This is a genomic window from Allonocardiopsis opalescens (genome assembly GCF_003002095.1).
Classification (GTDB): Bacteria; Actinomycetota; Actinomycetes; order Streptosporangiales; family Streptosporangiaceae; genus Allonocardiopsis; species Allonocardiopsis opalescens.
Map to the genome: position 1 here is coordinate 189,419 of NZ_PVZC01000007.1, position 21,324 is coordinate 210,742.

Consider the following 21,324-nt stretch of genomic DNA (forward strand, 5'->3'; position numbering starts at 1 on the left):
CCAAGGGGGGCGCGTCACTTCCCTGTGTCCCAGCCCGCCGACTTCGCTCCGTGGGAGACGAGGTCGAGCGATTCCACCGAAGACGAGTCCCGGAAAGATATCGCCGCCCATAATTGCTGTCATGGCAGTACGTGCGGATTTTTCACTGGAACTCCAACTCGAGGCCGCCCGCAAGGAGGCCGTCGACGAATCGACCCGGGCGGCGATCAGCGATGCGCTGGCGCATATGTCTCAAGGGTCCGGCGGCAAGCGCAGGGGCGGGAAGGCCCTGGTACAACTACTGGTCCGCGCTCGCCTACAGGCCGCGGACCTGGACGAGTGGCATGTCGTGCGGATACTCCAGGATTCCCTGGACTACGCGGAGGGGCGCATCCTGCAGCCCGACTTCGATGAACGGTACCGCCTTTTCCAGGAGGGAGCCGTCCGCAACTCCATAAGGCGCGACGCCGTCGCCGCGACCATGCGCCATACCTACCAGTACGTGCTCGATACCGTCCACATGCTGCGCATTGAAGAACCAGGGCTCACCCTGGATGACCTGCTCACACATGTCAGTGATCTCATTGCGGACGCCGACTTCTTAGACGCCCCGGAGGACAGACCGGGCCGCTACCGCATTGTCCGCGGTCGTGCCGAACTGTCCCTCTGGCTGGAGCGCGTCCTACGAAGTCAGATCGACATCGAGCAGCCTGCTGAGGCCGCTCGCCGCATCGCGATGTCTCCGGACGCGTTGAACGTCCTGGCCAATGACACCGACGGACAGACCCTGCTCAGGGCCGCCGAACTGCAACGGCGATCGGCGGGCCTGGCCGCCCTGCGCAAGGCCGCCGAGGATCGGGACGCCTCAGAGCACGACCTGCAGCGAGCGCTCAGCGGACAGCACTGGATCTTCGGCGGACGGTTCATCGACGAGTCCGAGCATCGACGACTCGTCCCCGGCGACGAGGTCGACATCCCGCTGATCCGCGGCGACGGCTCGCTCCACATCGTCGAACTCAAGCGCGCCATGGGCCTCAGCGGAAAACTCGTCAAGCGCCACCGCAACGCATGGGTGCCCACAGCAGAAGTCCACGACGCCGTCGCCCAGGCCGTGAACTACCTCGTCGGACTCGACGAAGAGCGGCAGCGCATCCGGGACGAATTCGACCTGGAAACGCGTCGCGCCAGCGCGGTCGTGCTCATCGGACACCCCGATCTGCAAGCCGACGTGCCGGAAACAGAGATCAACGAGGCGCTGCGCGTTTTCAACACCCACATCAACCGGGTCGAAGTCCTCACCTACAAGGAACTCATCGACAACGCCGAACGCGCCCTCGGCGACCCGCGAACCGGCTCCATCCGTACGGGCACCACGGCGCGACGCGGGGCCACCAGTGGACCGGGATAGGGCCTGAGGCGGCGCCACCACCCCTTACAGGTCCGGGGAGGAGGCCGCGGCGATGGCCTTCTCGTAGAGGGCGGGGAGCTTGCGCGGGCTGCCGTCCCGGGCGTTCCGGCTCATAACTCCCCGCATTCTCTTGTGGATTTCCGGGGTCATCAGGGGCTCCATCTCTTTCAGCCAGTCCGGGATCGGGCGCATGTGGTCGACGCAGACGGCCACGGCGAGGCGGGCCATCTGCTCATCCGATCCCAGCAACTCCTGGATCATGCGGCGTACCTCGTCAGCGGGTGCGCTGATGACGGCCTTGGCGATGGCCGTGTGCCAGGACTGGGCGGCGTTGCGCCGCCAACGAGTGGATTGCGGCTGGAGTTCGTGCAGTCTGCGGGCGACGGTGGTTACCAGCTCGATGGTCGTCGTGGGATCGGCGATGCGGTTCGGCAGCGGAGCCGCGGCGACGACGCATCGGGTGAACGCCGCCAGCCCTTGCTGTGTCTCCAGGTCGGTCGCCGAAGTGTAGACGAGCTCCATGATGTCCGTCGCGAAAGCACGCTGCCGTACCGGATCGGCGGGAAGAGGCGTGTGGCGGGCGTGCAGTCCGATCAGGACGGTTCGTGCGGTGGCGCTGACCGTCGCCGCCTTGTCGGTTCGACGATCGAGGTCGGCCTCCACGTACGGGCCCAGAGCCTGGACAAGGACGGACACGTCCTGACCGGTCCACACGTCACGACGCAGGCAGGAGTCGGCGAGTTGCAGCAGTGCCATGGACAGCGAGTGGCCCGCCGACCGGGTCAGGCCCGCTCCGACGATCTCCGAGGGTGTGGGATAGGGCTCCACGCGTTGGTCGACCAGTGTGCGCCACAACTTGGCGCCCTGCGTGACCACATCCTTGTTCTTGGCGGCGACGAAGGAAGCCCTGAGCCGGTGCAGCCGTTCCCTGACGCCGACGGGACTTTCCGGTGCTTTGGAAAGCACCTCGCGAATCGCGGTGAGATCACCGGTGGCCTCGGCATGGAGGATTAGATAGTCGACACTTTCAGCCGAGCCCGCGACGGCGGCCTCGCGAAGCCGACCCAGCACGGCGACATGGACGTTGCTCCGTCTGCGCGACGTCAGGAGCTGTCTGAGCGACGCGGCGGCGGTCTCGTGGCCGGCGAGTGCCGCTGCGGCGAGAATCCCTATGAGGCCGTCGGGATCCGACCACAGCTCCTCGGACGTGACCTCAGGGAGCGCGGCAAGCAGTGCGGGACCGCTCGTTCGGGCACCGTAAAGGGCATTGACGAATAGCAGCGGCAGCGGTCGGCCCTTGTCCGCACGCCGTTTCGCCGGCAGCCGCGCGAGTTGCCTCCGGCACTGCTTGCGCGCGTACTCGGTGAGGGGAGCCGGAGGTTCACCCGCTTCCTGGAGCACGGTGCCGAGCACTGTGAGCAGATGCTCTTGCCGCGTTCGGTTCCTGGTGCGCAGCAGCGGCTCTAGGTACGCCCCGGCCTCGCCGGCGGTCAGGGTGAGCGCGCTCCGCGACAGCGCCCGGAGTTCCGCACGCCGCCCGACGGTTTCCCACTCCTTCGCACCGAGCATGGTCTGGGTTCGTTCGAGCAGTTCGGTGGCGGACAGGTCTGCGAGCCACGGCTCACGGAGACGGACGTACAGCATCTCCAGGGCCGTGGCGTCCTGGTCGCTGCGGAACACCCGCATCGCCCGCATGATCCTCATCATTTCGGCCTCAGCGAGCGGCGGGGTCGGATGGCGGTCGAACAGGTCGAGGATTTCGGCTGCACCGCCGACGCTTCCATCAGCCGCGAACGACTCGAAGAAGTCGACGAGCGCGGACGCGCACCGGCGTGGGGCGTAGGCGTAGAGAGGTTCGAGGACCCGTAGGTAGAGGCTCTTGTGGTTGCGCATGTCGCCTGAAGGCATGTTCTTCAGCCACGACAGGCACTCGCGCTCCTGAAGGAATCGAAGGACCTGGTCGGGATGGGCCGCGGCGAGCCGCGACAGCGCTTCCAGGACGTTGAGTGCGATGGCGCGGCCCTCGCGCCGAGTCACCCGGTCCTGGATTCCCGCCTCTTCTTGGAGCTTCTCGGCCCTCCGCCAGAGCAGACCCAGTTCGGCTCCGATCCGATCGAACGAGCCGTGGTTGACGGAGGGCAGCAGGGTGAGGTGGTCGATGGCCACATCTCGTTCGCAGGACTGGAGAGCCCTGGCGGCGGCCTCGCGCAATTCATGTCCGGGGTCGGTGATACGGGCATAGGTGCGCATCGCCAGGGCGAGGAGCCCGCGCTCCTGATCGCTCAGCCATTCGACGAGCGTCGCGGTGGCCGGCCCGTCAAGAACGAGTCGCCGTTTGGCCAGCAGCATCAGCTGGGCGGCGACCTCACCGTAGAAGAGGTCGTGGGGTTCGCGCCGGACGCAGTCGAACAACACACGGGCAGCCGGCTCACCGACCGCCGCCACCGCGCGGGCGGCCGCGTGCTCGAACAGCGTCTGGTGGAAGAAGCGCAGGCGGCGACTGCTGGGCGGCATCGTGAGAACGCCCCGAGCGTGCAGCGCCCCGACGGCCTTGTCAGCGGGGAGGGCCGAGCCACCGCTCAACGGCCTGATCTGCTCGGCCAGGTCGGTGCCCGTGGACTCGATCGACCCCTTGGACAGCAGCGCCAGGGCCACCCCATGTGCGTGTGCGGTCAGATCCGGCCCGGAACCGGCCGTGCCCGGACCGCGGGTATCGGACACGACCCGCCGTTGCCAGTACTGGTCGTACAGACCGATCGTGTCGACGTCCGTCTCCGGTGGTTCATCCGGTGCGTACAGTTCGAACAGCAGCCGCAGGGCGAGGGGGTTCCGGCACACCTCTTGGAGCGGTAGCCCTCGCACATTGGCGTTCTGCAGCCGTTCGACCACTTCCGCGCGGCCGTCCTCCGGGTAGAACTGCGCGGCGTAGGTGACGATGGCTTCGGTGCGCTCGCGGGGGTCGTAGTCGGACAGGGTGATCTTGCGGATGGCACCGCCGGGGAGTCCACCGGCATCGGCGCCGTCCTCGTGGAGGGTAAGCGTGCGGGCCTCGACGGGACGGCTGGTCACCAGCGTCGGTGTCCGGGCCTCGGCGGCGGCCGCGAGTAGGCGGGCGACCCGCTCCTGGGCCGCCTGCTCGTGCAGCAGCAGGTCCAGGGTGTCGACCAGCAGTATCGTCGGACGCTCCTGGAGCGCCGCGGCGATCATCTCCACGGAGAGCGTCGCCTCCATGTCGCCGTCTCCGAGGAGCGAGGTGGCGGGGATCAGCAGCGGATTGCGGCCCGCCGCCCGCAGGCGCTGGTGGAGCCGCCACATCAGTACGGACTTCCCGTACCCGGCCTCGCCGACCAGCGCCGTGAGCGAGGGGCTGTCCAATCGCCGCAACAGCCTCTCCTCGACGGTGCGGCGTACATAGGCGCCCTCAGCGAGCCGCACGACGGATCCCCCGTCACGAGGCGCGACAATGTCGCAGTAGGCCACGGCGTTGTCGCTGACGGCCTGAAGCCGTTCGAATGGAGAACCGGCCGACGGCGCCTCCGGGTTCACGTGCATGTCCCCGTGCTGGAGCACGTTGATCTGGCTGCCGGGCAGGGCCTCGATCCACTGGACGTACTGCGCGGGAAGGCGCGGGTTCGGATTCTCGGGCACAGCTCCATAATGCCGATCGCCGAAGCTAGCATGAGTTCGATTCGCCTGTACCGGACGAGAAAAGGAACTCCGTGTGACTCTTTCCGCTGAGCAGGCCGGTACCGTGGTGCTACTGACTCCGCTTGAGCTGGAGTATCGCGCGATGCGCGCGTTCGTCACCGAACTGGAGGAGTACCCGCACTCGCGGGGAACCCTATTCGAAGTCGGGCGGATTTCCGGGGTGCCATGGCGGGTCGCCTTGGCGGCGACGGGAGAGGGCAACCGCCCGGCGGCGGTCCTGGCCGAGCGGGCCATCGACACATTCGATCCGGTGGCGGTGCTTGTCGTCGGCATCGCGGGCGGTCTCAAGTCCGATATCCGGTTGGGCGACGTGGTGGTGTCCTCGTGGGTGTACGCCTACGGGGGCGGCAAGGAGGATCAGGCAGGATTCCACGCCTCACCCCGCGCCTGGCCCAGCGCCCATCGGCTCACCGAGGCGGCGCGGGCGGTCAGCCGCAATGACGACTGGGCCGCCTCGCAGGCCGGAAGCGCCGCACCTGCCGTCCACTTCAAACCGATCGCCGCCGGTGAGATCGTGCTCAATTCGCGGGTGACTCCGCTCGCGCAGCAGCTGAATACGTTCTATCGCGACGCTGTGGCCATCGAAATGGAGAGTGCGGGCGTTGCCGACGCCGCACATCTCAATGACGATCTGCCCTTGCTGACGATCCGCGGAATCAGCGACTTGGCGGATGGAGAGAAGCATCTCAGCGACGAGGCCGGACTACAGCCCATCGCTGCTTCGCATGCTGCAGCGTTCGCCGCCGCGCTCCTCAGGAAACTCGCCGGGGTGCTGCCGGTGAAAGTGCGCCCGGAGACACCGCGGATGGTGCAGGAGATCGTGGGCGCGCCGGGGAACACCCTCAACGTGGTTCAGCACGGCAACCTGTACGTCAACGAGCGGCCCGCGGCCCAGCCCTCGTCGGACACGGCCGCGCCAGTCGCCGAGAACGGAACGGTCTGGCGACCACTTGCCGAGGCGCTGACGACCACCTGGTGTTCCCAGTTCACATCCAGACGCGGCCGAGCGTCGGCGAGTCTCGAACTTCACCTGGTGCCCGCCGACCAGACGGCTCGGCTAGAAGTTCGGCGGCTGGCGGCGCTCAATGGCGAGCTGGCGGCTCTGGGCAGGACGCAGAAGCTGTTCGATTCCATGGAGGCACTGTCGACCGATGACCTCGCGGTGGTGACCTCCGAGTCCGGCAGCGGCCTGGCCGTCACCCGTGGCGGTCAGCGCTCCGCCTGGCAGCCATTGCCGAAAGACGGGCTCGGCGCAGTGCTCGACCCGGCGGACTTGGCCGAACGCCTGGAGTTCCTGCTCAATGTACTCCTTCAGATCAATGTGTTCTCTCCGGTCGAAGTGGGCTGCGCGGTGGGTATCACGGAACCACTTCTCGTCGCCGAAGGTCGCGTGTCAGATCTTCCGCGCCACACCGCCCGCGTGCGGCCCTCGACGGCGCCCGTGCGCGTCGCCGCTGATGACGTCGTGCCGCTGACCTGCATCACCGCCGATGCCGGCGGGATCGCCGAGGAACTCTGCGCCCGCCTCATGCAGGAGTTCCGCATGGAACTTCGGTGACCCGAGGGCAGTTGGCAGCGTGCACCAGCGCGGCATTGCCACGCTCCCAACGTCGCTGAGGCGGGACGGCCCGACGATGCGCATTCCGCTGTCGATCATCGTGGGCAACCCACCCGGCACGGCTATGCCCTCTTCCGCCTATAGGACATGCCGATCAGAAAATCATCGGCGGAGCTATCGACTCGTCGTTGGAAAGCACGGATACTGACGGCATTCGATATGTGCGGTGTTGGGGAAAGGGCCGTCGATGACCTGGGCCGAGGAGGTCGCCACCCGAGTGATCATTGTGGAGTACGAGCACATCAAGGATGAGCAGAAAACCAGGATCGGCTTCAGGGACAACCTGCTCTACGCCACATTCGCCTCGCTGGCGGGAATCATCGCCGTCACAGTCTCTTCGGGCAGCCGTGTTTTTCTCTTGCTGGTTCCACCAGTCTGCCTCGTCCTCGGATGGACGTACCTCGTCAACGACGAAAAGATCTCCGCGATCGGGAGGTACGTTCGCGGTGAGTTGGCCCCGCGGCTGGCAAGTCTCACCGACGACCGGACGACTGTGTTCAGCTGGGAGGTGGCGCACCGCGCCGACCGGCACCGCATCTCCCGCAAGTACTTCCAGCTCGCGATCGACATGCTCACCTTCTGCGGCGCACCGCTCGTCGCCGTCGTCGTCTACTGGTCCGGCATGTGGTCAGGCCTGCCAGGATCGAGAACCTTATTGGTCGTGTCCTTCGTCGAACTGGCCGCCATCGCCGTACTCGCCGCGCAGATCGTGATGTACGCGGACGTGAAACGTGAGAGCCGTCTGGAGAGAACCGGCCGAGACAGTAATCGATCACGCTCCTGGACAAGCCCGTGGCATATTCTGCGCACGCGTTCGAAGGCGCGATTCGCCAACGGCGCACCAAAGATCAGACAATGATCTCCGGACCTTTCACCGACGTTCCTTGGCCGACAGGCAGGTTCCGGCTCGCACGGCGCCGGTTAAGGAACTGATCCATACCGAGCGCCGTTCACCGATCACCGTCGCCGCGTCAGGCCCGGGGCGGGTCCTCGGGGAGGGTGCCGGTGAGGGCGCGTAGGAGTGTGTCGGTGAGGCGGTCGAGGTAGGGCGGATCGACGGGGGCGGCTCGGACGATGAGGCGCCAGTAGACGGGGGCGGCGATCAGGTCCAGGGCGATGTCGAGGTCGGTGTCCGGGGGTAGTTCGCCGCGGTCGATGGCGCGTTGCAGCATTTCCGCGCTGCGTCGGCGCTTGGGGGTGCCGACCATGGCGTCGACCACTTCGGCGAGGGCGGGGTCGCGGGCGACCTCGGTGACCAGGTCGGGGAGGATCCGGGCGAAGCGGGGGTGGGCCAGCCAGTCGACGACGGTGTCCAGGCTCGCGCGGATGTCGCCGCGGAGTGAGCCGATGTCGGGGACGGTGGCGCGCTCCATGGTGAAATCGGCGATCACCGCGATGGCCATCTCGCGCTTGGAGGGCCAGCGGCGGTAGAGCGCGCTCTTGCCCACGCCCGCGCGCCGGGCGACGGCCTCCATGGACAGGCGCGCGTAGCCCTGCTCGGCCAGTTCGTCCAGGGCGGCTTCGACGATGGCCTCGGTGACCGTCGCTTGCAGGACGGCCGCGCCGGTAGGCGGGCGGCGGGTCATGAGGGCCAGTGTAACGAGTGGACGGTACGGGGCCGTCCCGTGTAACGTCTCGACGGGACGGTACCGTACCGTCGAGACGTAGGAGTATCGATGGAATCAGTCGAACTGGTCGAGCATGCTCTCGGACTGCTACTAGCCAAGGACATGCGGGGCTTCGCCCGGTTGTGGGCGCAGGACGGGGTGATCGAGTTCCCGTTCGCGCCGCCCGGCTATCCGGAGCGGGTCGAAGGCCGGGCCGCGATCGAGGAGTACCTGCGCGGCTACCCCGGCATCCTCGACGTCCGGGAGATCGCCGAGCAGGCCGTGCACCAGAGCGTCGACCCGGAGGTGGTGATCGCCGAGATCGAGACGGCCGGGCTGGTGGTCGCCACCGGGCGGCCGTACCGGATGCGCTACATCGCCGTCATCACCGTGCGGGACGGCGAGATTTGGCGATACCGCGATTACTGGAACCCGCTGGCCGCGGCCGAGGCCATGGGCGGCGTGCAGGCGTTCACCAAGGCCTTCGCCGGGGGCGGCGGTGGCTGAGGTCCTGGTCATCGGAGCGACCGGCACCACCGGCTCGCGGGTGGCCGCCTTCCTGCGCGGGCGCGGGGTGCCGCTGCGGGCCGCGAGCCGCACCGAAGGGCTCGCCGGGCATGTGCGCTTCGACTGGGCCGATCCGAAGACCCACGCGCCCGCGCTGTCGGGGGTGTCGGCCGTCTACCTCGTCGCGCCCATCGGCGTGGCCGAGCCCGCGCCGCTGGTGGCGACGTTCCTGGCGGCGGCCGCGGACCAGGGGGTCCGGCGGGTGGTGCTGCTCGGCTCGTCCGCGGTGCCGGAGGGTCCGACGGGGATGGGCGCGCTGTACCGCCTGGTGCGCACCGGCATGCCCGAGTGGACGGTGCTGCGCCCGTCGTGGTTCGCGCAGAACTTCACCGGCGGCGCCCTCGCCCTCAGGGCGCGGGGCGGCGAACTCCTGTCCGCGACGGGCGAGGGCCGCGTGGCCTTCATCGACGCCGCCGACATCGCCGCGGTCGCGGCCCGCGCCCTGATCGACGAGCCGCCGCACGACACCGAGCACATCCTCACCGGCCCAAAGCCGCTGAGCTACGCCGAGGTCGCCGAGATCGTCGCCCGGCACACCGGCCGGCCGCTGCGCCACCGGACGGTCGGCGCGGACGAGCTGGCCCGGCACTTCACCGCGCACGGCCTGCCTCCGGACTTCGCCGCCACGCTCGCCGAGCTGGACACCCGCATCGCGGCCGGCTCCGAAGACCGGGTCACCGACACCGTCGAACGGCTGACCGGCCGCCCGGCCCGCACGTTCCGGGAGGTCTATCCGGCGGTCTCGTGAGCCCCTTCTCACCCATCGGCAGGCGGGCCCTGGCCCTGGTGGGCGCCGGTGCGCTGTCAGGGGCGCTCGTCATGGCGACGGCATCGCGTTGACTCCCCGCCGCCGCTCGGGAAGCCTTGCCCCATGGCCGGGCCGAGCGCAGCGGAGGGGTCGATGGGAGTGGGCGCGGACCACGGTGCGCCGGGTGGTCGCGGCGGTGCTCGGCACCGTGACGGGGTGCCGCCCGGATGAGCAGTCTCGACGCCTTCCAGGAGAAGATGGCGGCGAGCGGCCTGCCGCCGCTGCTCAGCCGGCGGCACGCCGCCTCGCCCTTCCTCGCCGAGGTGGTGACCCGCGATCTCGGGCCGCTGCGGCTGGCCGGGCTGGTCACCCCGGAGGGCGAGTGCTTCCGGGACGCCCGCTCCGCCCGGGAGGCCGACGGCGAGCTGTGGCAGATCGACCTGGTGACGCGGGGGCGGGTGCGCGCCGAGCAGGGCGGCGGCACCGCCGTGCTCGGCCCCTCCGACCTGATCCTGGTCGACCCCATCCGGCCGGTCCGCTTCGACAGCTCCGCCACCGCCAGCGTGACCATGCTGGTGCCGCGCCGCCTGCTGCGGCTCCGTCCCGGCGACGCCGACCGGCTGGCCGGGGTGCGCGTCCGCGGCGACCGCGGCCCCGGCGCCCTGGTGGCCGCGCTGGTGGGAGACATGGCGCGCTCGCTGTCGGGGTTCAGCGCCGAGGAGGCCGACCGGTCGGCGGCCGCCGTGATCGAGCTGGTCGCGGTGGCGCTCTCGGCACAGCTGGGCGATCCGCGTCCGGCCTCCGACGAGGCGCTGCGCGCGCGGATCGTCGGCTTCATCGAGGCGCGGCTGCCGGACCGGAACCTCGGCCCGGCGGCGGTGGCCGCGGCGCACCACATGTCACTGCGCCGCCTGCACCGGCTCTTCGAGGACCAGCCGCTGACGGTGGCGGCCCTCATCCGCCGGCGCCGCCTGGAGCGGTGCCGCGCGGAGCTGGCCGGGTCCGCACGCACGGTCGCGGCCGTCGCCGCCCGCTGGGGCTTCGCCGATCCTGCGCACTTCAGCCGGCTGTTCAAGGCGACCTACGGGTACAGCCCGGCGGCGCTCACATCCAACAAGCGGGCACGCGCGGTCAAGGCGTCCCCCGGTCGGCCCCGCGACGATGGTGGCTGACACGGAAGGTGAGCGCATGGAACAGTCAGTCGAGGCGATGAGCGCCATCCCGGCCCGGATGAACGAGGGCTGGAACCGCGGTGACGCCACCGCCTTCTTCGCGGATTTCACGGACGACGCCGTGTTCGCGGACTTCGAGGGGACCATCCACACGGGACGCGAGCAGATGGTGGCCTTCCACCAGCCGCTGTTCGACACGGTGCTGAAGGGCGCCCTGCTGGTGCGGGGCGAGGTCCGCTTCGCCCGGATCCTCCGTCCGGGCACCGGGGTGGTCCACCACCGCGTCGGACTGGTGATGCCGGGCGAGCAGGAGCCGACGAGCCGCGTCATGATGCAGCTGCTCGCGGTGGTGTGGCAGGACGACCGCTGGCGGGTCGCGGCCCTCCAGAACGCGCGCCTGGTCTCCTTCGACGCCTCGGCCGCCCTGGACTCCCTCGCCGCCGGATAGCGGCCGCACCGCGCGGGCCGCCGGCCGAGCCCGGCCGGCGGCCCGGCGGTGCCGGGGCCGGACGAACTCGGCCGGGGGTGATGCCGTAGTGCTCGCGGGGCGTCGGAGCCCGCGACAGGCCGGTGGTCGGTGATCTATCGCTTGCGTCGCGCTCGGGGGCACCGACCGGCCGGGGCGCCGGGGTATTCAGTCGGCGCGTGCGATGGCGATGGTGGCGCCCAGGCGGTGGCCCGCCTCGTAGAACATGTACTGCACCCCGCCGTCGGAGCCGAAGGACGGCGCGGCGGAGCGGCCGGAGTCGGGCGGCCCCCTGCATCGGGGTGTGGACCGTGCCCAGGTGCCGGCGGAGGGAGAAGTCGGCGCCGACCTCGGTCGCCCGGATGTCGCCGCGGTCGGTGTGGTAGACGACGAGCGTCCGGCCGCCGCGGACGACCAGGTGCGGACCTGACAGGTTCGACACGCCCACGTCGGTGTGGCGGACGAGCGGGTCGCGGGCGAAGTCGAAGTCGATGCCGTCGGCGGACCAGCCCCAGCCGATGTCGCGGTGGTCGTTCGTCCCGTTGCGCATGAAGACCATGACGTACCGCGCGCCGCGGTCCGGCAGCCGGTGCTCGAAGACGCGTGCGTAGGAGGTCTCGGTGGTGCCCGGGATCATCGAGGTGTCCAGCACCACGCCCTGGTAGGTGAAGCGCACGCCGTCCCTGGAGCGGGCCAGCCGGGTGGTGCGGTTCTCGCCGTGGAAGTACAGCCACATCTCGCGGTGCTCGGCGTTCCACATCACGTGCGGTGAGGACACGTGGCTCACCGAGTAGTGCGGGGACCACACCCGGGACACGATCGGGTTGCCCGGGTGCTCGGTGAAGGGGCCCTCCGGGCTGTCGGCGTAGGCGAGGCAGATCCCGCCGGGCGCGTCGTGCGGCGCGTAGTAGAGCAGGAAGCGGCCGGGGGCGTCGGTGAGGCGGCCCGCGGTGCCGCGCAGGCAGGGGAAGATCAGCTCCCCGGTCGGGTTGTAGGCCAGCGAGGAGGTGTCCAGCGCCTCGCGGACGAAGCGGTAGGTCGGCAGCACGTCCGCGGCGGCGGGCGGGGCGGGGATCGCGGCGGCCAGGACGGCGCCGGCCACGACGGTGCCGGTGCCGAGCAGGGCGGTCCTGCGGTCGATGTGCGGTGCGGTTGACGGTCGGGGGCGGGCGTCGGCCATGACGGTTCCCTTCCAGGGGGCGGGTGCACCGATGGCCTCCGAGTGTCGACCAGCGCCGACGCACTGGTCAAGGCGCTAATACGCATTAATGAAACTCTTCGGGTGAAACGCTGGAAATCGCGCCGAAACCTTGACACGGCGCTGAGATGCGGCTCACAGTCATGGACTAATCCGCATTAGAACAGCGCTTCCGAGGAGAAACCGGTGGAGAACGCACAACGGGGCGGCAGGAGACGGCGCCGGCCGCGCCAGTCCGACATCGCGCGGGTCGCGGGCGTCTCCCAGACCACCGTCTCCCTGGTGCTGCGCGGTACGACCATCGGGATGTCGCTGGCCGCCGAGACGCGCCAGCGGGTGCTGGACGCCGCCGAGCGGCTGGGCTACGTGCCCGATCCGGTGGCGACGCGGCTGGCCGCGGCCGGCAACGCCATGCTCGGGCTCTACACCTTCAGCGCCACCTTCCCCACCGACGTGGCCCACTCCTACTACCCGATCCTCGCGGGGGTCGAGGAGGAGGCGGCCGCCCAGGGGCAGGACCTCATCCTGTTCACCGGCTCGTCCCGGAGCGGCACCGGCGCGGGCGACCCCGCCTCGCTACGGCGGGTCCGCGTCGCCGACGGCTGCCTGTTCTTCGGCCGCCACGTACCGGACGAACCCATCCGGCAGCTGGCCGAGGACGGCTTCCCGTTCGTCTACATCGGCCGCAGGAACGAGCCCGACGTCCCCTACGTGGGCGCCGACTACGTCTCGGCCTCGGCCGCGGTGCTGGCCGGGCTCGCCGCCGCCGGGCACCGCAGGGTCCGGTACCTGCGCGAGCACGACCAGGCCCCGTCCTCCGCCGACCGGGAGGAAGGGGTGCTGCGCGGCGCCCGGTCCACGGGGACCGAGACCGCCGGACTGGTGGTGCGCACCGACGGCACCGGGCTCAACGGGCTGCTCGCCTCCTGGCTGGACGACGGCGTCACGGCCGTCGTGGTCGAGCAGACCGACACGGGGGCCGCCCTGGCCGGGCTGGGGGCCGCCATCGAACGGGCCGGCCTGCGCTGCCCGCGCGACCTGTCGCTGGCCGTACTGGGGGCGCCCGTCGGCGCCCGCGGCCGGGCGCCGGGCGGCGGGGCGGTGTTCAGCGGCTTCGACGTGCCGATGCGGGAGATGGGCCGCGACGCGGTCCGCCTGCTGCTGCGGCTGATCGAGGGGGCGGAGGGAGTCGAGACCCGGCGCCTGCTGCCCTGCGAGCCGGTCGACGGCGGCACCATCGCGCCGCCGCGCCCGCCCGGCCGGGACCCGCGCCGGGAGTGAACCGGTGCGGGGCGCCCCGGCGCGCACCCCGCCCGCACCGGCGAACCCGTCCACGTCCACCCGCGCGGCCGCCGCCACGGCCGCCGCGCGGCGCAGCAGAGAGGAGAAGGGCACCGCCGCCCGCAGGAGGGCGGCGGGCCCGACCGGCCATATGACCGAGAGCGCGACCGAGATCCTTGTCGTCGGAGGGGGCCTGGGCGGTGTCGCCGCCGCCCTGGCGGCCGCCGACTCCGGCCGCAGGGTCGTCCTGACCGAGGAGACCGACTGGATCGGCGGACAGCTCACCTCCCAGGCCGTCCCGCCCGACGAGCACCCCTGGATCGAGATGTTCGGCGCCACCGCCTCCTACCGGCGGCTGCGCGAGGGGATCCGCGACTACTACCGCCGCGCCTATCCGCTGCGCGCCGGGGCCGCGTCCTGGCGGGCGCTCAACCCCGGGGCGGGCCGCGTCAGCAAGCTCTGCCACGAGCCGCGCGTCGCCCTGGCCGTCCTGGAGGAGATGATCGCCCCCCACCGGGCGGCCGGGCGGATCACCGTCCTGGTGCGGCACCGGCCGGTCGGCGCCGCCACCGACGGCGGACGGGTCCTCGCGGTGACCTTGCGCGACCACGAGGGCGGCGAGCACACGGTGCGCGCGGACTACGTCCTGGACGCCACCGAGAACGGCGACCTGCTCCCCCTCGCCGGGATCGAGCACGTCACCGGGGCCGAGGCCCGCTCCGAGCACGGCGAGCCGCACGCCCCGGAGACCGCCGACCCGGCGAACCTCCAGGGCATCACCTACTGCTTCGCCGTCTCCCACCACGAGGGCGAGGACCACACCATCGACCGCCCGGAGACGTACGGCTTCTGGCGCTCCTACCGGCCCGGGTTCTGGCCCGGCCCACTGCTCGGCTTCCAGGCACCGGACCCGCGCACCCTGGAGCCGGTCACCCGGCGCTTCGTGCCCAACCCCGGCACCGACCCCCTGGACGTCGCCGCCGACCAGAGCGCCGACGCCGGCGACAAGGAGCTGTGGGGCTTCCGGCGCATCCTGGCCCGCAGGCTGCACCTGCCCGGCGCCTTCGACTCCGACATCACCCTCGCCAACTGGCCGCTGAACGACTACTGGCTCACCCCGGCCCTGGAGATCGAGGGCCTGGTGGACGCCGGCACCGTCCGCCGCGCGCACGAGGAGGCCCGCCAGCTGTCGCTGTCCGTCCTGTACTGGCTGCAGACCGAGGCCCCCAGGCCCGACGGCGGCACCGGCTTCCCCGGCCTGCGGCCCCGGCCCGACGTCACCGGCGCGGAGCACGGCCTGGCCAAGGCCGCCTACGTGCGCGAGTCCCGGCGGATCAGGGCGGCGACCACGGTCACCGAGCACGACGTGTCCCTGGAGCTGCGCGGCCCGCGCGGCATCGTCCGCCGCGAGGACTCCGTCGGCGTCGGCGCCTACCGCATCGACCTGCACCCCTCCACCGGCGGCAACAACTACATCGACATCGCCAGTGTGCCCTTCGAGATCCCGCTGGGGGCGCTGCTGCCCGAGCGGGAGACCAACCTGCTGCCCGCCGCCAAGAACATCGGCACCACCCACATCACCAACGGCTGCTTCCGCCTGCACCCGGTCGAGTGGAACATCGGCGAGGCCGCCGGGCGGCTGGCCGCCTTCGCCCTCGACCACGGCACCACGCCGCACGCGGTGCGCGCCAAGGACGAGCTGCTGGACCGGTTCACCGCGCTGCTGGACCGCACCGGCGTCGAGCGCCACTGGCCCGACGTCCGCGGCTACTGACCACCGCCCGCCCGACGGAGCACCCCCGCCCCGTCCCACGAAAGGGGACACCTCCATGAGCGATCCGGCCGCCCGGTCGGCCCGCGACCCCGTCCGCGTCGGCATCGACGTCGGCGGCACCTTCACCGACGCGGTCGCGGTCAGCGCCACCAGCTTCGAACTCCTCGGCCAGGTCAAGGTGCCCACCAGCCACGACCACCCCGACGGCGTCGCCCACGGCATCATGACCGCCCTCGAACGCCTGCTCACCGAGGTCGGCGTCGACGCCGCGGACGTCGGCTTCCTCGCGCACGGCACCACCCAGGCGACGAACGCCCTGCTGGAGGGCGATGTGGCCACCATCGGCGTCGTCGGCGTCGGCACCGGCTACGACGCCTTCGCCGTCGGACGGCTCCGCTCGCTGGGCCGGCTCCGCCTCGACTCCGGGCACCGGCTGCCGGTGCGCTACGCCGCCCTGCGCCGCCCCGGGGACCCCGAGGCGGCGCTGGCCGCCGTCGACGCGGTGACCGCCGCGGGCGCCGAGGTCGTCGTGGCCGCCGAGCCCTTCAGCGTGGACGACTCCGAGGGCGAGCGGGCCGTGCTGGCCGCGGCGGCCCGCCGCGGGGTGCCCGCCACCGCCACCCACGAGATCACCCGGCTCTACGGCCTGGCCAAGCGCGCCCGCACCGCCGCGCTGAACGCCGGCGTCATGCCGCGCATGCTGCAGACCGCCGACCTGGTCGAGCGCAGCATCCTCAAGGCCGGGATCACCGCGCCGCTGATGGTGATGCGCTGCGACGGCGGGGTGATGTCCCTGGGCGAGACGCGCAAGCGCCCGCTGCTCACCGTCCTGTCCGGGCCCGCGGCCGGGGTCGCGGGCGCCCTGATGGGCGAGCGGATCAGCGAGGGCGTCTTCCTGGAGACCGGCGGCACCTCCACCGACATCAGCGTCATCCGCCGCGGCCGTGTCCAGATCAGGCACGCCGAACTGGGCGGCAAGGAGACCTACCTGTCGGCCCTGGACGTGCGCACCGTCGGCGTCGGCGGCGGCTCCATCGTCCGGCTCGGCGGCGGCACGGAGGACGGCGCCGCGGCGCTGACCCAGGTGGGGCCGCGCAGCGCGCACATCGCCGGACTCCCCTACGCCTGCTTCGCCGACCCCGCCGAACTCGACGGGGCCCGGCTGCTGCGGATCTCCCCGCTGGACGGCGACTCCGCCGACCACGCCGTCCTGGACAACGGCACCCGGCGCTTCGCCCTCACCGTCACCTGCGCGGCGAACGCCCTCGGCCGGGTGCCCGCGGGCGACTACGCGCGGGCCGATCCCCGGGCCGCCCGCGCCGCCCTGGCGCCGCTGGCCCGCGCGCTGGGCACCGACGTCGACGGGGCCGCCCGCGCCGTCCTGGACCGGGCGACGGAGCGGGTCGCCTCGGTGGTGGACGCCCTGGTCCGCGACTACGCCCTGGACCGGTCGGTCTGCACGCTCGTCGGGGGCGGCGGCGGCGCCGCGACCATCACCCCCCACCTGGGCGAGCGGATGGGGCTGCGCTCCCGCATCGCCGCGCACAGCGAGGTGATCAGCCCGCTCGGGGTCGCCCTCGCCCTGGTGCGGGAGTCCGTCGAGCGCATCATCCCCGCGGCCACCCACGCCGACGTCCTGGCGGTGCGGGCCGAGGCGGAGGAGGCCGTGGTCGCCCAGGGCGCCGACCCGGACGGCGTGGAGGTGGACGTCACCGTCGACCCGCAGCGCAACCTCGTCACCGCCGTGGCCACCGGCGCCACCGAACTGCGCGCCAAGGACCGCACCGCCGCCGTCGGCGCGGCCGGCGCCCGCGCGGCGGCGGCGGCCAGCCTCGGCGCCGACGCCGGGGAGCTGGTCGAGTACGCCGCGAACGGGCGCTACCGGGTGCTCGGGCTGCTGCGCCGGCCCCCGGGCCTGTTCGGCCGGCTGGCCCGCGAGCGCAGGCACATCAGGGTGGTCGACGGCGAGGGCGTCGTCCGGCTGCACAACGGCGACGCGGAGGTGGACACCCTCGTCGCCGGGCAGGCCGAGGGCCGGCTCAGGGACCTGGTCGAGGAGCGCACCGCCTACGGTGACGGCGGCGCGGTCCCACCCGCGACCTGGCTGCTGCTCGGCACCAAGATCGCCGACCTCTCGGGGGTCATGGACGCCGGGCACCTGGTCGCCCTGGCCGGCACCGAGATCGGCAGGCGCTCCCCCGACGAGAAGGTCATCGCGATCATGGAGCGGCGCCGGTGAGCCGCCGCCCGGCCCCCGCCGCCGTGCGCCCGGCCGAGCGGCGGCCGCCGTCCGGAACCGGTGCGGACGGGGCCGGCCTGGCCCGGAGCTACGCCCGGATCGGCGGATCCGACGAGACGGAACTCGCCGTCGGCCTGCTCTCCCTGGTGCCCCTGCACGAGGACCGGGATCCCGCGCTGCTGCGCGAGTGGGCCTCCCGCGCCGTCGCCTTCGGCCGCGAACTGGCGGAGCGGGCCCCGCACCGGGCGGCGGCGGAGACGGAGGTCGTCGAACGGGCCGCCGGCGGGGTGTCGCCCGGACAGGTGCTGCTGGCCGAGTACCTGCACCGCTCCGCCGGCGACCGGGTCGTCGTCTACACCGACGCCCTCGACTACGCGCACCGGGTGGCCCGCGCCGCCGGCTGGGCCGACGACTTCCCGCCGCCGACCGTGCGCGCGGCCGCCCTGGCGCACGAGGAGGCGCACCGGCTGCTGCACGGCGGCCACGGCCGCGCCCTGCGCGACCGGCTCGGGCACGAGCCGCTGCGGTGGGGGCCGCTGCGGCTGCGCGGCCACGTCGCCGGTGCCGACGAGATCGCCGCGCACGCCTACGCCCGCGTCCGCTGCGGACTGCGCCGCAGCCCGCTCGCCCTGACCGCGGCCATCGCCGCCACCCTCGACCACCAGGGGACGGACCCGAGCGGCCCGGACCCGGCGACACCTCTCGGAGACCACCCGTGACCGCCCTGGGAATCCTGCTCGCCATGGCGGTGGGCGTCGGCCTGATGCTGACCCGCCGCCTGCCCACCGCCTTCGCGCTCGTCCTGCTCGCCGCCGCCATCGCCCTCATCGCCGGGACACCGCTCACCGGGGACGGCGAGAGCGTGGTCGGCACCGTCGTCCAGGAGGGAGCGCCGCGGCTGGCCGCGACCATGGTGGCCATCCTGCTCGGCAGCTGGCTGGGCACGCTCATGTCCGAGGCCGGGATCGCGTCGACGCTGGTCCGCAAGATCGTGGAGTTCGGCGGCGAGCGCCCCACCGCGGTGGCGGTCGGCATCTTCCTGGTGGCGATCCTGTGCGGCAGCATCACGGGCTCGGCCCCGGCGGCGATGCTGGCCGGCGTGGTCGGCATCCCGGCGATGATCGCCGTGGGCGTCACCCCCACGGTCGCCGCGGGGACGGTCCTCGTCGGCATCGCCGCCGGGCTGCCGCTGGAGCTGATCAACTGGCAGTTCCTGTCGGACGCCATCGGCGTGCCGGTCGCCACCGTCCAGCACTTCCAGCTGCGCCTCTTCCCGATCGCCCTGCTCGGCGGGCTGGCGTACATCCTGGTCGAGATGCGCCGCAAGGGCGTGCGGCACACCTGGGCGGTGCGGGCGAGCGCCGGCGGCGGCACGGGCTCCGGCCGCGAGCGGGCCGCCAAGCGCCGCCGCCGGGGCGACGCTCCCTGGTACGCGCTGGTCACCCCGCTGGTCCCGATCGTGCTGGCCCTGGGACTGGAGGTCCCGATCGTCGCCGCGCTGCTGGCCGGGGTGGTCTTCGCCCTGGCCACCGCCGTGCCCTGGCGGGAGATGACGAGCACGGCCCTGCGCACCCTCTACCGGGCCTTCGACGTGGCGGCGCCACCCATCGTGCTCTTCATCGCCATCGGCATGCTGCTGGCCGCGGTGAACCTGCCCGGTGCCGTCAGCGCGCTCACTCCGATCGTGGTCGCCGTCAGCCCCGGGAACGTCGTGCTGTTCGTGCTCGTCTTCGCGCTGCTGGCCCCGCTCAGCCTCTACCGGGGACCGATGAACATCTTCGGGCTCGGAGCGGGGGTGGCCGGGGTGCTGGTGGCCGGCGGCATCTACCCGGCGCCGGCCGTGGTGGGGCTGATGGCCTCCTACGGGCAGGTCCTGGGCGTCTCCGACCCGACCAGCACGCAGACCGTGTGGAGCTCCCAGTACGCGGGGGTGCGCCCCGAGCGCTCCATGCGGTCCACCCTGCCCTACACCTGGGTGATCGCCATCGCCGGCCTGTGCCTCACCGCCTATCTGTACCTGCTCTGACCGGCCGTGCGGCCACCGTGCCGAGCCGCCCGGCGCGGGCGGCCCGGCACGGCCGGGCCGGGCACCCTACCGGGGCCGGACGTTGTGGTTGCCGGCGAACAGGTTGCCCGGGTCGTAGCGGCGCTTGAGCTCGGCGAGCCGCCGGTAGGTCTCGCCGGGGTAGACCGCGGCGACGTCCTCCTCGGTGGCGGACGCCTGGAAGTTGGCGTAGGCGCCGCTGACGTGCGGGGCGAGCCTCGTCCAGATGCCCTCCACCAGCGGACGGGCGGCCTCGACGGCCGGCTGCGGACCCACGCTGGTGGTCACCACCATCAGCTCCGCCTGGCGGTGCGCGTAGGCGGTGGCGTCGTCGGGGACCCGGGAGACCGCGCCGCCGAGGGCGCGCACGGCGATGAACGGCGCGCCCTCCGACGCGCGGGCCTCGGCGAGGACCCGCAGCGCGGCGGGCACTGACTCCGTGCCGACGAAGGCGCTCCTGGCCACGAAGCGGAGGGACAGCGGCGGGGTGCCGCCCTCCTCCAGCGTGTCCGCGTAGGGGCGCGGCGCGACATCGTCGGCCAGCACCGTGCCGAGCCGCCGGATCGGGTCGATCGCCGCGGCCGCGCGTGCCGGATCGTCGCCGTCGAAGGCGACATGGACCACCACCGGCGCCTCGGGGCCGCCCGCGAAGGGGTTGGCGACGGTCGCGGTGGAGGTCAGTTCGTCGGGGGCGGTGCGCAGGTACTCCGCCCAGCCCTGGAGCACGTCGGCGAGCTCCGAGGCGGGGAAGGCGATCGTGCCGTAGTGGACCTCCGTCGTCGGGTGCGCCGTGAACTCGAAGGCGGTGACGATCCCGAAGTTGCCGCCGCCGCCGCGGATCGCCCAGAACAGCTCCGGGTTCTCCGCCGCGCTCGCCCGCACCGATTCCCCCCGCGCGGTGACCAGCTCGGCGGCGACCAGACTGTCCATCGCCAGGCCGTACTTCCTGACCTTCCAGCCGATACCGCCGCTGAGCGTCAGCCCGCCGACGCCGACGGTCCTGGTGTCGCCTGAGGAGATCGCCAGGCCGTGCGGGGCCAGGGCGTCGGCGACCTGGCCCCAGGTGGCGCCGCCGCCGATCCGCACCAGATGGTTCTCCGGGTCGGTGACCGCCACCTCGGCGAGCATGCCGAGGTCGATTACGACGCCGCCGTCATTGGTGCCGAAGCCCGCGAAGGCGTGGCCGCCGCCGCGTACCGACAGCTCCAGCCCGGCACCGGCCGCGAAGGCGACGCCGGCGCGCACGTCGGCGACGCTCTTGGGCCGCAGGACGCAGGCCGGAGTGCCCGAGGCGAGGACCGAGCGGCTTGCGGACTCGTACTCCGCTCCTCCCGGTTCGATGATGTCGCCGCCGAAGTCGCGGCGGAGGATTTCGATAGCTGGGCTCATGGGGTTCCTTCCGAGTCGGTGTCCGCGCGGCCCGTGCCGCCGGGTCCCGCGTGCGACGACCACCAGATGCCGGCCGCCCTGCCGGTGTGACAGCGCGGCCGTGTGACCTGCGCCACGCGGACGGCC

15 protein-coding genes are annotated in these 21,324 nt (G+C 72.1%); 12 read left to right on the plus strand and 3 right to left on the minus strand.

The genetic code is table 11. The features are described from left to right. The first annotated feature begins 121 nt into the window (after positions 1-121). Positions 122-1,387, plus strand: a complete 1,266-nt coding sequence (locus tag CLV72_RS22525; RefSeq protein ID WP_106249919.1) for a Shedu anti-phage system protein SduA domain-containing protein — start codon at positions 122-124, stop codon at positions 1,385-1,387. 24 nt (positions 1,388-1,411) lie between these two features. On the opposite strand, the gene CLV72_RS22530 is transcribed toward CLV72_RS22525, so the two are convergent. Next, positions 1,412-5,035: an NACHT domain-containing protein gene (locus CLV72_RS22530; protein WP_106249920.1), complete on the minus strand. Its 3,624-nt coding sequence runs from the start codon at positions 5,033-5,035 to the stop codon at positions 1,412-1,414. Positions 5,036-5,108: 73 nt separating this feature from the next. On the opposite strand from CLV72_RS22530, the gene CLV72_RS22535 reads away from it, so the two are divergent. Both CLV72_RS22535 and CLV72_RS22540 read left to right on the plus strand, forming a co-directional pair. Beyond that, a complete protein-coding gene (locus CLV72_RS22535) occupies positions 5,109-6,653 on the plus strand; it encodes a 5'-methylthioadenosine/S-adenosylhomocysteine nucleosidase family protein (protein ID WP_106249921.1) in 1,545 nt (514 codons plus the stop codon). A gap of 247 nt (positions 6,654-6,900) precedes the next feature. Further along, positions 6,901-7,572, plus strand: coding sequence for a hypothetical protein (locus tag CLV72_RS22540; protein WP_211303043.1), 672 nt, complete (start codon positions 6,901-6,903; stop codon positions 7,570-7,572). A gap of 112 nt (positions 7,573-7,684) precedes the next feature. On the opposite strand, the gene CLV72_RS22545 is transcribed toward CLV72_RS22540, so the two are convergent. Beyond that, the gene (locus CLV72_RS22545; RefSeq protein ID WP_106249922.1) at positions 7,685-8,299 is read right to left on the minus strand and encodes a TetR/AcrR family transcriptional regulator; all 615 of its coding nucleotides are present in this window, start codon (positions 8,297-8,299) and stop codon (positions 7,685-7,687) included. A gap of 90 nt (positions 8,300-8,389) precedes the next feature. Between CLV72_RS22545 and CLV72_RS22550 the strand changes: the two genes are divergently transcribed. The 9 genes from CLV72_RS22550 (at position 8,390) to CLV72_RS22595 (ending at position 19,791) form a co-directional block, all read left to right on the plus strand. Then, positions 8,390-8,827, plus strand: a complete 438-nt coding sequence (locus CLV72_RS22550) for a nuclear transport factor 2 family protein (protein WP_106249923.1) — start codon at positions 8,390-8,392, stop codon at positions 8,825-8,827. After that, positions 8,820-9,635: an NAD(P)H-binding protein gene (locus CLV72_RS22555; protein WP_106249924.1), complete on the plus strand. Its 816-nt coding sequence runs from the start codon at positions 8,820-8,822 to the stop codon at positions 9,633-9,635. The genes CLV72_RS22550 and CLV72_RS22555 overlap by 8 nt, the downstream gene beginning before the upstream one ends. Before the next feature lie 227 nt (positions 9,636-9,862). Then, complete coding sequence (locus tag CLV72_RS22560) at positions 9,863-10,807, plus strand: helix-turn-helix domain-containing protein (protein WP_106249925.1); 945 nt, start codon at positions 9,863-9,865, stop codon at positions 10,805-10,807. Between the two features lie 16 nt (positions 10,808-10,823). Then, the gene (locus CLV72_RS22565; protein ID WP_106249926.1) at positions 10,824-11,255 is read left to right on the plus strand and encodes an SgcJ/EcaC family oxidoreductase; all 432 of its coding nucleotides are present in this window, start codon (positions 10,824-10,826) and stop codon (positions 11,253-11,255) included. Between the two features lie 1,402 nt (positions 11,256-12,657). Then, a complete protein-coding gene (locus CLV72_RS22575; RefSeq protein WP_106249927.1) occupies positions 12,658-13,752 on the plus strand; it encodes a LacI family DNA-binding transcriptional regulator in 1,095 nt (364 codons plus the stop codon). Positions 13,753-13,756: 4 nt separating this feature from the next. Next, on the plus strand, positions 13,757-15,526 hold the full coding sequence (locus CLV72_RS22580) for an FAD-dependent oxidoreductase (protein ID WP_245930380.1): 1,770 nt from the start codon (positions 13,757-13,759) through the stop codon (positions 15,524-15,526). A gap of 55 nt (positions 15,527-15,581) precedes the next feature. Continuing rightward, the gene (locus CLV72_RS22585; RefSeq protein ID WP_106249929.1) at positions 15,582-17,765 is read left to right on the plus strand and encodes a hydantoinase/oxoprolinase family protein; all 2,184 of its coding nucleotides are present in this window, start codon (positions 15,582-15,584) and stop codon (positions 17,763-17,765) included. Then, positions 17,762-18,484: a hypothetical protein gene (locus CLV72_RS22590; RefSeq protein ID WP_211303044.1), complete on the plus strand. Its 723-nt coding sequence runs from the start codon at positions 17,762-17,764 to the stop codon at positions 18,482-18,484. Before CLV72_RS22585 ends, CLV72_RS22590 begins: the two co-directional genes overlap by 4 nt. After that, on the plus strand, positions 18,481-19,791 hold the full coding sequence (locus CLV72_RS22595; protein ID WP_106249930.1) for a transporter: 1,311 nt from the start codon (positions 18,481-18,483) through the stop codon (positions 19,789-19,791). Before CLV72_RS22590 ends, CLV72_RS22595 begins: the two co-directional genes overlap by 4 nt. Positions 19,792-19,857: 66 nt before the next feature. Here CLV72_RS22595 and CLV72_RS22600 read toward each other — a convergent pair whose 3' ends face one another. Next, entirely contained in the window at positions 19,858-21,198 is a 1,341-nt protein-coding gene (locus CLV72_RS22600) for an FAD-binding oxidoreductase (RefSeq protein WP_106249931.1), read from the minus strand. Positions 21,199-21,324: the final 126 nt, after the last annotated feature.

Bases quoted from the DNA above. Each gene is read 5' to 3' on its own strand.
- CLV72_RS22550 (WP_106249923.1), top strand. From the start codon at position 8,390: ATGGAATCAGTCGAACTGGTCGAGCATGCTCTCGGACTGCTACTAGCC.
- CLV72_RS22560 (WP_106249925.1), top strand. From the start codon at position 9,863: ATGAGCAGTCTCGACGCCTTCCAGGAGAAGATGGCGGCGAGCGGCCTG.
- CLV72_RS22565 (WP_106249926.1), top strand. From the start codon at position 10,824: ATGGAACAGTCAGTCGAGGCGATGAGCGCCATCCCGGCCCGGATGAAC.
- CLV72_RS22585 (WP_106249929.1), top strand. From the start codon at position 15,582: ATGAGCGATCCGGCCGCCCGGTCGGCCCGCGACCCCGTCCGCGTCGGC.
- CLV72_RS22600 (WP_106249931.1), bottom strand. From the start codon at position 21,198: ATGAGCCCAGCTATCGAAATCCTCCGCCGCGACTTCGGCGGCGACATC.
- CLV72_RS22525 (WP_106249919.1), top strand. From the start codon at position 122: ATGGCAGTACGTGCGGATTTTTCACTGGAACTCCAACTCGAGGCCGCC.
- CLV72_RS22545 (WP_106249922.1), bottom strand. From the start codon at position 8,299: ATGACCCGCCGCCCGCCTACCGGCGCGGCCGTCCTGCAAGCGACGGTC.
- CLV72_RS22540 (WP_211303043.1), top strand. From the start codon at position 6,901: ATGACCTGGGCCGAGGAGGTCGCCACCCGAGTGATCATTGTGGAGTAC.